The sequence below is a fragment of the Nitrospira marina genome, from assembly GCF_059568365.1.
Window position 1 is genome coordinate 3,878,021 of sequence record NZ_JCANTH010000001.1, and the last position, 11,786, is coordinate 3,889,806.

The following is an 11,786-nucleotide window of genomic DNA, read 5'->3' on the forward strand; positions in this document are numbered from 1 at the left end:
ATCCTGTTGCGCATGGGCTAGGACGCCATATGCATCCCGCCATTTACATGTAACACATGCCCGGTAATATACCCGGCCTTTTCTGAACTCAGAAAACACACTGCATCGGCAACATCCGAAGGTTGCCCTAACCGCTTTAATGCAATTTGATTCAGTAATCCCTCTTTAATTTCTGGCGAAAGATGTTGGGTCATCGCCGTATCAATAAATCCCGGAGCCACGGCATTGACTGTAATATTTCGACTGGCATACTCCCGGGCAATTGTTTTGGTGAGACCAATCACACCCGCTTTTGACGCCGCATAGTTAGCCTGGCCCATGTTCCCGATCGCTCCGACAATCGAAGCAATATTGACGATACGACCACTTCGCTGCTTGCTCATGGAAGGCAGAACGGCCTTGGCACAGAAAAACGTGCCGGTCAAATTGACCTGGAGAACGGCATGCCAATCCTCCTCTTTCATCCGCATCAGCAAGCCATCTCGCGTAATACCTGCGTTATTGACCAAGATATCCACTCGCCCCCATTCTTTGAGGACGCGTTCCATCATTCCCTTGGCCTGTTCCCAATCGCCAACATTGACCGAAACCGCCAACGCTTTGCGACCTAACTGTTGGATAAGATCCACGGTTTCTTGACAACGTTCGGCATCAAGATCGGCGACCACCACATCCGCACCTTCCTTGGCCAAGTTAGTCGCAATCGCCTGCCCGATTCCTTGGGCACCACCCGTCACCACTGCAATTTTTTCCGTCAACAACATTGGTCAAATCCTTCTTGAAAATTCGATCCCGTTTGTCCCTAGGCGTAGTGCGACAGGACGTGGGCGTAGGATTCCTGATCCATCACATTCCACGTGGTGGCCTCAGGAACGATGCGCTTCACTAATCCCGTCAAAACTTTCCCTGGGCCGATTTCCACGAAATGTGTGATGCCCATCAGCGCCATGGCCTGGATGGTTTCCTGCCACCGCACCGGAGAAGGTAATTGTCGAACAAGGGACTCACGAACCTCCTCCGCTGACAACAAGGCTTTCGCTTCCACATTATTAAACAACGGTACCTTTAAAGCAGACCACTTCAGAGAATCAATATCTTTTTTTAAGCTGTCAGCAGCAACCTGCATCAATGGAGTATGAACGGGGACACTGACCGGAAGCGGCATGACCCGCTTCGCTCCACGTGCTTTGGCCAAGTCTGCCGCATGTTCCACTGCAGCTTTTTCTCCCGCAATGACCGTTTGGCCTGGAGAATTGAAATTGGCCGGAGCCACAACTCCCACAGATCCTGCTTCTTGACAGATGCTTCGAACATCCTTTTCCGAAAGGCCTAAAATCGCGGCAACTAACCCGCTTCCAGGAGCCACGGCCTCGGCCATATAACGTCCGCGCTTCTGTACCAAATTAACCGCTTCTCGAAAATCCAGCGCGCCGGCCGCTACTAATGCGGTATATTCGCCCAGGCTATGACCGGCAACTGCAACGGGAAGAAGAGGACCTTCACGGACCAGTTGAAATGCCGCGAGACTAGTCACCAGCAATGCCGGCTGCGTATATTCGGTTCGATTGAGTTGCTCCGACGGCCCCTCAAAACACAAGGCGGCGATATCATACCCCAAGATATCGGCGGCTTCCCTATAGAGGGCCTGAACCGCAGGACTCCTATCAAAAAGAGTCTTGCCCATGCCAACAGACTGAGAGCCTTGCCCAGGAAACAGAAAACCAAATACTGGCTTCATGCTTGGCGTTCACTCTTTAAAATGCCAGGACTCAGGACAGTCCACCACATGGCTCCTCCCACTTCCTGAAACTAGTCAACAATAAACTCTCCACCATCCACACAAATCACATTTCCAGTGACCCAATGAGCTTTCGGATGACTTAACAGGCCTAACGCATCGGCGACATCTTGGGTCGTAGTCAGCCGGTTTGAAGGATTTTTTCGTTTGGCTAATGTCAGCATTTCATCAGAACCGGGTATTTTACGCAAAGCCGGAGTATCGGTGACACCTGCCATCAGGGAGTTTACCGTGATACCCAGAGGAGCCAGTTCCAGCGCTAATTGCCTTGTATGAGATTCCAGGGCCGACTTTGCAGCGGAAACCGCCCCATAGGTTCGCCAGACTCGTGCGCCTCCGGCGCTGGTCATGGAGAAAATGCGACTCCCAGTTCCCAAAAATTTTTGTGCCACTAAATCCTGCGTCCAATACACCAGACTATTAGCCATGACATCCAACGTCATATCCATTTGTGCTTTATTGATGGCCTCTGTATGGGATTCCGCAATATACGGCTTCAGGGTCCCAAAAGCTAACGAATGCAACAACACCCTGACACAGACTGGCCTCCCGGATTCTTCCCCCCGTTGCTTCAGTGCCTTCAAAATGTCGACACGCTTTTCGGGATCGGCCGCATTGACATTAAAAAACAGGACCTCTCGGCCGAGTGAGCGAATCTGGGAGGCAATGCGCTCCGCATTCGCTTGTGTTGATTTTCGATCAAGATGCACACCACAGATATTCAACCCTAAATTGGCCAGCTCCATAGCTGCCGCCTCCCCAAATCCACTAGAGACTCCTAGAATCAACGCCCAATCATTATCACCCCATGAGGTCGTTCCAGACATAATTCCCCTCTCTTTAAACCCCCAAAATATTCTGGTTTGCTCTTGATGGAAACCTCAGATTCTTCCTCTGCTTTTATGGCAATAATCTCATTCAGGTAGGAGAAATCCGCCGGCAGTCACATTACCAACGAACGACCGCTGAAGCCCAGGTTAGACCTGCACCAAATGCAGCCAATAACACCACACTCCCTTTATGAATTCTTCCCTCCCGGACAGCTTGATCGAGCGCCAACGGAATCGATGCTGCAGAGGTATTACCAAATCGATCTAAATTTATCATCAATTTTTCTCGAGCCAACCCCAATCGCTGGCCCACGGCATTCAATATCCGCATATTGGCCTGATGAGGAATGAATAGATCGACATCGTCCATTGCTAATTTATTGGCCTCTAATGCCTCTTTGGTGGCCTCCTCCATTGATTTAACGGCGATTTTAAACGTTTCATTGCCCTTCATTTTTATAAAACATCGTTTTTCTTGAAGAACCTCTTTGGATGCCGGTTCCCGCGATCCGCCTCCGGGAACCTGAATCATATCAGAGAGTCCGCCATTGGCATGCAAATGGGTGGAAAGGATCCCCGAACCTTCAGTACCTTGCCCTACCACCACCGCCCCAGCTCCGTCGCCAAATAAAACGCACGTATTGCGATCGGTCCAATCGGTTATCGCCGACATGACTTCGGAACCAATGACCAATACGTGCCGCATACCATTCTTCACATAAGCATCTGCAATAGCCAACGCATAGATAAACCCACAACAGGCGGCGGAAATATCACAAGCCGCTGCCCGATTTGCTCCTAACCGATGTTGGATGAGACAGGCAGTAGAAGGAAGAGGAGAATCACCTGTACAGGTGGCTAAAAGAATCAGGTCGATCTCCGATGGGGCTACATCAGCAGCAATTAACGCACGCTGAGCGGCCTCAACAGCTAAATCGGAACAGGCCTGCTCTGGGTCAACCACACGGCGCTCCCTGATGCCTGTCCGTTCAATAATCCAGGTATCCGAGGTCTCAACCATGCGCTCTAAATCCGCATTGGTCAGGACTCGCTTGGGTACATAGGCCCCTGTCCCTAAAATCAGACTATTCATATATGAAACACCGCGTTGAACTCACCTGCACCCTTGGGCAATGTCCCCTCGGATTTCCTCAATCAAGCCACCTTCGGCCAAAGCCTGGGCTCGAAGAATAGCATTTTTGATCGCCTTCGAGGAGGAACGACCATGACAAATCATACTGATCCCCTCAACCCCTAAAAGTGGAGCTCCGCCGAATTCGGCATAATCGGTTTTTCGCCGTAACCGCAGAAGGGGTCCGGCCACAAATAGATAGGAAAGCCGACCCAGAGCTGACTGGGCAATTTCTTTCATCAGCATTTTTTTTATCGCATCCGCCAAACCTTCAGAAATTTTCAAGGCCACATTTCCAATAAATCCATCGGTCACAATGACATCGGCATTCCCACTATAGACATCTCGCCCTTCAACATTACCAATGAAATTAATAGGGCTATCCTTCAACAATTTAAAGGTTTCTTTGGTGACTTCATTCCCCTTGGTATCTTCTTCTCCAATACTCAATAGACCCACCCTTGGACGATCAGTTCCCAGAAGATGCCTACCATATTCATGCCCCATTATCCCAAACTGAAAAAGTTGGCGAGCCGTACAATCAACAGTGGCGCCGACATCCAGCATGATTGCCTTACCCTGGCGAGTCGGCAATGTCGCAGCGATTGCCGGTCGTTCTACCCCTTGGATCAATCCCAAAAGAAAAAATGCTGACACCATCGTAGCACCAGTATTTCCGGCACTCACCAACGCGTCTGCTTGCTTATTTTTAACTAATTCTGTGGCTTTCCATATGGAAGAATCTCGTTTTTTTCTGGCAATCAACGCAGGAGATTCATGCATATCCACAACCTGTGGCGCATGAAAAATCTCAATGCCGGCTTTGGTGCCGCCGAGTTTGTCCAGATGAGATTGGAGAGAAGGTTCGTCCCCGACCAGGATAATCGAGAGAGAGGATTCCCTTGTAGCCTGTATGGCTCCTTCGACATTGGGAGATAATCCATGATCCCCCCCCATCGCGTCCACGGCTATTTTCATGGGTTTGGTGTTAAAAGATGACGGACTCGAGAAGGAAAATACCGTTTATCCCTCTTCAACCGAAATAATGGCGATGCCCTTATAGGTTCCACAATTTAAACATGTCGTATGAGACGGCTTGGGCTCATGACATTGAGGACACGTAGACAAATTTGGCGGGGTGAGCTTGAGATGAGATCGCCGCTTATCTCTCCGGGCTTTAGAAATTTTGTGTTTAGGATTTGCCATAATAGTCCAACTTTTCAGTTAAGAGGTGACTGATGCCTTCACGATCCTCTTCGAGCAGAAATAGAGGAGCGCTTTGGTGGATTTTTATTTGATATTGTTTGCTGAATTGCCACTGGAGCTGAGCTAGTCACTGGGGTACAACACCCACATATGCCATCATTTAAATTGTTCCCGCATACTTGGCACAACCCGAGACAGTTTGCATTGCATAAAGATTGAAGGGGAGTAGCAAGGATGACCTGCTCTCGAATAGCAGGAAGAAGGTCGATTTCATTTCCTGTAATCGGGTATACATCTTCCTCTGTCTCATTCTCATCGACGGATTTGTCACGCCCCTTTGTCCCTTTTCCTTTATCCCTGTGCGGCACAATCACATTGACCGCTTTCACGGCCTTTTTAAATTCCACCTCACACGATAGGGATAAATCTTCCTCAAATTGATCCAGGCAACGCACACATTCCCTGGCCATCTTTCCGGATATTTTCCCTTGAAAATGTGCTGACCGCTCCCCGGTCAGAAATAGATCTCCATGACAACTTAAATTCCCAATAGGGATTCCCTCATCATGGGAGAGCAATAAGTCCGAGGGCCTCAACTCATGATGAATTTGAAGACCTGTGGGGGGAACATCAAGTAGATTGATGGTTATAGACATTTAACAACCACACCTTTCTACCTGCCCCGTTTCGAAGAATATTGGTGACCTCAGTGTTCTTCTGCAAATGAAAGAATAGCCACATGCCTGGCACGCTTAATGGCTTGGGTTAATTTTCTTTGATGCCGCAAGCAATTTCCAGAGGTTCGACGAGGAATAATTCGTCCGCGTTCCGTGAGAAAATTCCTTAATAAATTTGCATCCTTGTAATCCAGGGGCGTCTTATCGAAGCAAAAGCGGCACACTCTTTTCCGCTGAAACAATCGTCCTTTTTCCACAGAAACCTCTCCTAGGCTAAAAATTAGGGCATGGGGTCTGGATAATACTCTTCCGGATCATAGGTAGACTCCTCACTCACTCCTGCCCCAGAGGTACCCGAGGAGGATTTTTTCGGCAAGAACGTTACTGTTTGAGCAACGACTTCATGTTTGCTTCTCTTCTGCCCGTCGTCCGTTTCCCACCGCCGTTGTTGTAGGCGACCATCAACGATGGCCCCGTCACCTTTATTAAGGTACTGACCACAATGTTCAGCCTGTCGTCCAAACACGACAATATCAACATAGCACACCTCTTCTTTTTGATCATCGGCCTGACGATACCGACGATTAACCGCTAACGGGAAATTAACCACAGGAGTGCCGCTGGGTGTATACCGAAGCTCGGGATCTCTAGTCAGATTTCCAATCAATATGACTTTATTGAATCCCACCATCTTCTGCTTCCTCCACACTTGCTTCACCTACCGCTACCAAATCACTTGGGTTCAGCCGCACCGTCATGAATTTCATCACCTGGTCTTCCATGCGCTGAAAGCGCTCCAATTCAAAGACGACCGTAGGTGGCCCTTCAAATTGAACCGTAATATAGGTCCCCTTTCGCTCATGTTGAATATCATAGGCCAGCTTCTTTTTCCCGCTATTATCCAACTTTAAAATATTCGCTCCAGCCTGACTCAGGACTTCCTTCATTTTTTCAATCACTCGCTCATTTTCTGTTTCCGCTTGAACGGGACGAAGAATACACAATGATTCATACAGTTTCATACGTAACCTTTCCCTCTGACAGTATTTTTCTAGTTTTCAGGCAGAGCAATCGTGTTGTATCACAAAAGGGGACACAAGCTACCATAGGGTAAAATGGAGTGTCAAACCTCTCTCAGGAATAGAACGTGCTAATTCAGAATCTAAAAGCCTGCCATTGTTTTTTAGTGAATCTGGCCGTTTAGCACTTAAAAACAAGCGGCAGGCTGTGGAATTCTGATATCCAAACCCAAAACGGGATACAGGTCCCTCACCAGGAGAGATGCACTTTAAAAACAGTCAAAATCCACTCACCCCTTCATCTAATCTCTAATCTCAATGTCCTGCTGAATGATCATTCAGGTCGGCGAGAGAACATCCGCTCCCATTCAAAACTTTTTGAATTTCCAAGGTCATTTTCTTCATGCAAAATGCCTGAAAACGAGAGAGGCTGCCTCAGCTCAACCCTACGAATTTTTACCGGACGGTTGATCCACTATGGCCAGGCAGAATGGTCAATACACGAATATTTACAGACCTGTCTCAGAGGACCGCACATGAAATCGATTCATGGCAATAGCCGGCCCTTCACAAATAAGGCATTCCAACGCATCAACGGCTTTCGGAAGAATTGAGACAACCTGCTCCCACTCTTCTGAAAGAAATGGTGAAAGCACAAAATTCGCCAGGCTTTCATTGTTCTGAGGACGCCCTATGCCAACCTTAACCCTGGAGAATTCTTCCGTTTCCAGGCAGGACAAAACAGACCGCAGACCATTATGGCCACCAGGGCCACCTCTGGTTTTGATCTTGATCATTCCCAGAGGCAGGTCCAGATCATCGTGGACAACAATAAGATCAAACAAGTTGGGAGACAACTTCTGAAGAACAGACCGAACGGCAACCCCAGCTTGGTTCATCCACGCAAGGGGAAGAAAAAGCAAAACCGGATGGCCTTTAACTTCACCTTGACCGAGAAACCCATCTTCCTGCTTGGCCCAAGTCACACTCCAACGATCGGCCGCCTGCTCAAGAACCATCCAGCCAAGATTGTGTCGCGTGTATTTGTAAGACTCTCCTGGATTTCCAAGTCCCACCACCACATGCAAGGGCTACTTCTTGCCTTCCTTCGCTTTACTGTCTGATGCGGCCTTCGTTTTATCTGCCGCCGCCACAGCCCCTCCGGTGGCAGCCCCCTCTGCAGGTTTTTCTGCTGTGGCAACTGGAGTTACCCCTTCAGCCACCTCGCGAGACAAGAGGGACTCTAGTTTCGCTTCGGACATCTTCGTGGCAACATGGGCAACCATGAGATCCTCGTCATCCAAAATCTTGAGACCTGTCGGGACAGTAACTTCCTTCACATGCATACCATCACCAATCCCAAATCCTGACGCATCGATTTCAATATGATCCGGAATTTGAGCCGGCAAACACTCAATATGAAGTTCGCGCATCACCTGATGCAAAATACCCCCCTCTTTCACGCCAACAGGGACTTCTCCGATAATCGTCACGGGAACTTTAACGCGAATGGCTTTTTTCATTGAGACTTCAAAAAGGTCCACATGGAGAATCGCCCCGGTAATGGGATCAATTTGGTGGTCTTGGAGGACTGCGATTCGTTCTTGCCCCCCGGAAATCCGAACAGTCAGCAATCCAGTGTGACCAACCTGAGAAATTACCAGATTGCGGGCCGTCTTGTGGTCCATGGCCACAAATTCAGACTTTCCTCCTCCGTATAGAACTCCAGGAATTTTCCCTTGTCGCCGTAGTTGCCGCGCAACGCCTTTTCCAGCCTGATCCCGTTTTTCAACTTCAAGTTCATATTTCATCGTCTTGCCCTTTTCTAAAGAGAGTGAATGAACAGTTAGCTAATTTATACGAACAAGGATGTCACCGACTCTTCACGATGAATCCTCAAAATCGCCTCACCCAACAAAGGAGCAACCGTGAGAGTCTTCAATTTTGGACATTGCTGATCCTTCCCATTTAAAGGAATGGTGTTTGTTACCATTACCTCACGGAGACAAGACGATTGCAACCTCTCCAGTGCTGGACCAGACAGGACTGCATGGGTACTCCCAGCCCAGGCTGACAAGGCTCCGTTATCCATACAGGTTTGAGCTGTCTGGACAATGGTTCCCGCCGTATCAATCATGTCATCAAACAATAACGCATGCTTATCCTGAACATCACCAATAATATTCATCACTTCAGCCTGATTTGGGGATTCCCGCCGCTTATCGATAATCGCGAGGGAGGAATTCAGTCGTTTGGCAAATGCTCTCGCTCGCTCGACCCCTCCCGCATCAGGGGAAACGATCACCAAATCAGAAACATTTTGCTTTTTAATATAGTCCAACATCACAGGCATGGCATAAAGGTGATCAACGGGAATATTAAAGAATCCTTGAATCGGTCCGGCATGAAGATCCATGGTCAGAATCCGATTCGCGCCGGCTGCGGTGATCAAATCCGCAATTAATTTGGCACTAATGGGCACTCGGGGTTGATCTTTTCGATCTTGCCTCCCATATCCGTAATAAGGAATGACCGCCGTGATTCTGGAAGCTGATGATCGTTTGACCGCATCAATCAGGAGCAACAACTCCATAATCGAAGTATTCACCGGGTGGCAGCAGGATTGAATCAGAAAAACATCGCCTCCCCGAACATTCTCATCAATTCTAACCCTGATCTCCCCGTCACTAAAGGTTGTAACCGTTGCCTGACTCAAATCCTGCCCAATATACTGGGCAATTTCTCTGGCCAACGCAAGGTTGGAGTTACCCGTGATCAATTTTAAATCTCTGAGCATGGTGGTAGTCTCAACTTGCCTGGGTGAACCTGAACCGTAGCAGATTTTCAGGAGAAAAAGCAGAGCAAAGGTAATTCTACGATCGACGCCTTGTCAACTCAAACCAGCGAATTTACACGTTGGAAACCTGAGAAGTAGAGCCAACATGGAACGGGTCATGAGGTAAATCCGTCGAACCCATCGGGACATCAAAGATTCTCCAGCTCGTATCACGGCGCAACCGGGTGGATGCCTGTCGAGCTTCTTCCTGAGTGCGGAAAATCCCAAATACGGTGGCTCCACTCCCTGATAATAATGCGGCTTGAGCCCCAAAGGAAAGCAACGTGTCTTTAATGAATCCCAAAATCGGATAAAACGAAAACAACGGCGATTCGAAATCATTTTCCATTATCCCGATCACTTCTTCCCAGGAAAGACTCAATTCACGATCTATTTTATCCGTAAATTCACCTAAAGGTCTGACGGCCTCCCGTTGGGAGGACAGCTGTTTATATGCCCATTTTGTCTGTATCGGAAAGCCGGGATTGACGAGAACGACCCACCGTTCGCCTTTGAGAGAACAGGCCGCCACCTCATGGCCCCATCCCCGGACCACCGCACAAGGTGCTTTAAAAAAAAATGGAATATCACTTCCAAGTGTTGCACCCGCCTCACACAAGTCAGATAAAGCCCAATTTAACCCTAGCAAGTGGGTAAGGCCATACAGAGTGGCAGCGGCATCACTACTCCCCCCTCCCAGACCAGCCGACAAGGGAATAACTTTGGTTAGCTCAATATCAACCCCTACATTCTTTTCAGAACGCTGAAGCACCAATTCAGCCGCCCGATAAACCAAATTTCCCTTATCCAACGGCAACGGAGCATCTCCACACGTTAAGACAAGACCATCCCGATCAGGGTTAAGTCTAATTCGGAGAAGATCAAAGACATCGACCGTATGCATAAGAGACCACAAATTATGATACCCATTGGGCAATCGATCCAATATCCGAATTAAAAGATTCACTTTGGCCGGTGCCCGCACGACGATTTCGGTCACAGCCATATCACTCCCACTCATGACGAAAAACCTCCAGACTCACCCAATAACTGAACCGATAGAAAAAATGGGAAGATACATCGCCACAACGACAAGGGCAATCCCACAACCCACGACCAGGATAATAAAGGGCTCTAACACCGACGTTAACGTAGCTACCGTCCGATCGACCTCTTGCTCAAAAAGTTCCGCAATTTTTTCCAGCATAACATCAATGGAACCGGTCGATTCTCCCACTTTAATCATTTGAGGAACCATCGGCGGAAAAACATGGCCCGTTCTCAAGGTCTCGGAGAGAGGTTGTCCATTTTGAACTGCTAGGGCCGCCAGTTTAATGCTTCGCTCGAATATTTTATTACCAGTCACCGTTCCCGCCACGCCCAAAGCCGACAGCAACGGAACCCCACGACGAACTAAAAACCCTAATGTTCTGGAAAAACGCACGGTTGCTGCTTTTTGGATCACGGATCCCAAAAGGGGGACCCCTAAGACCCACCCATCAATGGCCTGTCGACTTTTCGGATTTTTGAGAAACCACCGGATACCCATACCCAAACTGCCACAAAATAACATCAACAGAAAAAAGTGATCCCGAACCCCCTCAGCCAGGTCAATCACCACTTGCGTCAACCAGGGAAGCGATTCGCCCATATCTTGGAATAAGCCAGAAAAAAGAGGGACCACCCAAATCAATAAAAAGATCAGGACAATCATCGCCACAGTCACGAGCAAAGCCGGATATGCTAATCCAGAGAAAATTTTCGCCCGCAACTGAGCCTGTTTATCAAGGTACACTGCCAGTTGGGTCAAACTCTCATCCAAGCGACCCGTCGTCTCTCCTACTTCCACCATACTCCGGTAAAATTCACTAAAGACGGTCGGGTTGCGTTTTAAAGCATGAGCTAACAAGGTTCCGCCCTCTACATCCTCTCGAATATGTTTAACCACTTGTTGCAAGGTCAGGTTTTCAGCTTCGCTGGAGAGAATGTCCAGGCATTCCAAAAGAGGCACACCCGCACGAATCAAGGTTGCCAGTTGATGGGTAAAGACCACCAATTCTTTACTGCTCACGCCTCTCCAGCTCCACCCGCGGCTCCAGCCGGTCAGCTGGCCACGGAGATTGAATACCCTTCCGACTTTTTCTTGCAGACCCGTTACCAAAACGTCCTGCCTACGAAGAAGTTGCAAGGCCTCACTGGAAGTAGCAGCCAAGACTTCTCCGTGGACCGTCTTTCCATCCAAATTTTTCGCACGATATTCAAATCTCGGCATTTCGAATTCTTGCTCG

Annotated in this window: 15 protein-coding genes; all 15 read right to left on the bottom strand. The window is 48.6% G+C overall.

Annotation, left to right across the window (positions count from 1 at the left end; genetic code table 11):
• Window positions 1-17 precede the first annotated feature (17 nt).
• The 15 genes from fabG to LX98_RS16800 all read right to left on the bottom strand — a co-directional run bounded on the left by fabG (window position 18) and on the right by LX98_RS16800 (window position 11,770).
• Window positions 18-761 (bottom strand): 3-oxoacyl-[acyl-carrier-protein] reductase, encoded by a 744-nt coding sequence (gene fabG, locus LX98_RS16730; protein WP_496430625.1) that lies wholly within the window; start codon window positions 759-761, stop codon window positions 18-20.
• Between the two features lie 41 nt (window positions 762-802).
• On the bottom strand, window positions 803-1,738 hold the full coding sequence (fabD, locus tag LX98_RS16735; RefSeq protein ID WP_496429952.1) for an ACP S-malonyltransferase: 936 nt from the start codon (window positions 1,736-1,738) through the stop codon (window positions 803-805).
• A gap of 71 nt (window positions 1,739-1,809) precedes the next feature.
• Window positions 1,810-2,625, bottom strand: coding sequence for an SDR family oxidoreductase (locus LX98_RS16740; protein ID WP_496429953.1), 816 nt, complete (start codon window positions 2,623-2,625; stop codon window positions 1,810-1,812).
• Window positions 2,626-2,746: 121 nt separating this feature from the next.
• Window positions 2,747-3,721 (bottom strand): beta-ketoacyl-ACP synthase 3, encoded by a 975-nt coding sequence (locus LX98_RS16745; RefSeq protein ID WP_496429954.1) that lies wholly within the window; start codon window positions 3,719-3,721, stop codon window positions 2,747-2,749.
• Window positions 3,722-3,742: 21 nt separating this feature from the next.
• Entirely contained in the window at window positions 3,743-4,738 is a 996-nt protein-coding gene (gene plsX, locus LX98_RS16750; RefSeq protein ID WP_312646210.1) for a phosphate acyltransferase PlsX, read from the bottom strand.
• Window positions 4,739-4,783: 45 nt separating this feature from the next.
• Window positions 4,784-4,966, bottom strand: coding sequence for a 50S ribosomal protein L32 (rpmF, locus tag LX98_RS16755; RefSeq protein ID WP_312646209.1), 183 nt, complete (start codon window positions 4,964-4,966; stop codon window positions 4,784-4,786).
• 38 nt (window positions 4,967-5,004) lie between these two features.
• Window positions 5,005-5,622, bottom strand: coding sequence for a YceD family protein (locus LX98_RS16760; RefSeq protein WP_496429955.1), 618 nt, complete (start codon window positions 5,620-5,622; stop codon window positions 5,005-5,007).
• Window positions 5,623-5,672: 50 nt separating this feature from the next.
• Window positions 5,673-5,924, bottom strand: coding sequence for a 30S ribosomal protein S18 (gene rpsR, locus LX98_RS16765; RefSeq protein ID WP_376753428.1), 252 nt, complete (start codon window positions 5,922-5,924; stop codon window positions 5,673-5,675).
• The gene (locus LX98_RS16770; RefSeq protein ID WP_496429956.1) at window positions 5,924-6,334 is read right to left on the bottom strand and encodes a single-stranded DNA-binding protein; all 411 of its coding nucleotides are present in this window, start codon (window positions 6,332-6,334) and stop codon (window positions 5,924-5,926) included. Before LX98_RS16770 ends, rpsR begins: the two co-directional genes overlap by 1 nt.
• Window positions 6,318-6,665: a 30S ribosomal protein S6 gene (gene rpsF / locus LX98_RS16775; protein ID WP_312743999.1), complete on the bottom strand. Its 348-nt coding sequence runs from the start codon at window positions 6,663-6,665 to the stop codon at window positions 6,318-6,320. The genes LX98_RS16770 and rpsF overlap by 17 nt, the downstream gene beginning before the upstream one ends.
• A gap of 506 nt (window positions 6,666-7,171) precedes the next feature.
• Window positions 7,172-7,744, bottom strand: a complete 573-nt coding sequence (gene pth / locus LX98_RS16780; protein ID WP_496430626.1) for an aminoacyl-tRNA hydrolase — start codon at window positions 7,742-7,744, stop codon at window positions 7,172-7,174.
• Window positions 7,745-7,753: 9 nt separating this feature from the next.
• Window positions 7,754-8,473, bottom strand: coding sequence for a 50S ribosomal protein L25 (locus LX98_RS16785; RefSeq protein ID WP_496429957.1), 720 nt, complete (start codon window positions 8,471-8,473; stop codon window positions 7,754-7,756).
• 44 nt (window positions 8,474-8,517) lie between these two features.
• On the bottom strand, window positions 8,518-9,459 hold the full coding sequence (locus LX98_RS16790) for a ribose-phosphate diphosphokinase (protein ID WP_312743993.1): 942 nt from the start codon (window positions 9,457-9,459) through the stop codon (window positions 8,518-8,520).
• A gap of 112 nt (window positions 9,460-9,571) precedes the next feature.
• Window positions 9,572-10,519 carry a 4-(cytidine 5'-diphospho)-2-C-methyl-D-erythritol kinase gene (ispE, locus tag LX98_RS16795; RefSeq protein WP_496429958.1) on the bottom strand — a complete coding sequence of 316 codons (948 nt, stop codon included), beginning with the start codon at window positions 10,517-10,519 and terminating at the stop codon, window positions 9,572-9,574.
• A gap of 18 nt (window positions 10,520-10,537) precedes the next feature.
• Window positions 10,538-11,770: a type II secretion system F family protein gene (locus LX98_RS16800; protein ID WP_496429959.1), complete on the bottom strand. Its 1,233-nt coding sequence runs from the start codon at window positions 11,768-11,770 to the stop codon at window positions 10,538-10,540.
• Window positions 11,771-11,786: the final 16 nt, after the last annotated feature.

Coding starts and splice junctions, on each gene's coding strand:
- LX98_RS16770 (WP_496429956.1), bottom strand. CDS start 6,334: ATGGTGGGATTCAATAAAGTCATATTGATTGGAAATCTGACTAGAGAT.
- LX98_RS16785 (WP_496429957.1), bottom strand. CDS start 8,473: ATGAAATATGAACTTGAAGTTGAAAAACGGGATCAGGCTGGAAAAGGC.
- LX98_RS16745 (WP_496429954.1), bottom strand. CDS start 3,721: ATGAATAGTCTGATTTTAGGGACAGGGGCCTATGTACCCAAGCGAGTC.
- rpsF (WP_312743999.1), bottom strand. CDS start 6,665: ATGAAACTGTATGAATCATTGTGTATTCTTCGTCCCGTTCAAGCGGAA.
- ispE (WP_496429958.1), bottom strand. CDS start 10,519: ATGAGTGGGAGTGATATGGCTGTGACCGAAATCGTCGTGCGGGCACCG.
- fabD (WP_496429952.1), bottom strand. CDS start 1,738: ATGAAGCCAGTATTTGGTTTTCTGTTTCCTGGGCAAGGCTCTCAGTCT.
- rpmF (WP_312646209.1), bottom strand. CDS start 4,966: ATGGCAAATCCTAAACACAAAATTTCTAAAGCCCGGAGAGATAAGCGG.
- plsX (WP_312646210.1), bottom strand. CDS start 4,738: ATGAAAATAGCCGTGGACGCGATGGGGGGGGATCATGGATTATCTCCC.
- LX98_RS16740 (WP_496429953.1), bottom strand. CDS start 2,625: ATGTCTGGAACGACCTCATGGGGTGATAATGATTGGGCGTTGATTCTA.
- LX98_RS16790 (WP_312743993.1), bottom strand. CDS start 9,459: ATGCTCAGAGATTTAAAATTGATCACGGGTAACTCCAACCTTGCGTTG.
- LX98_RS16800 (WP_496429959.1), bottom strand. CDS start 11,770: ATGCCGAGATTTGAATATCGTGCGAAAAATTTGGATGGAAAGACGGTC.
- LX98_RS16760 (WP_496429955.1), bottom strand. CDS start 5,622: ATGTCTATAACCATCAATCTACTTGATGTTCCCCCCACAGGTCTTCAA.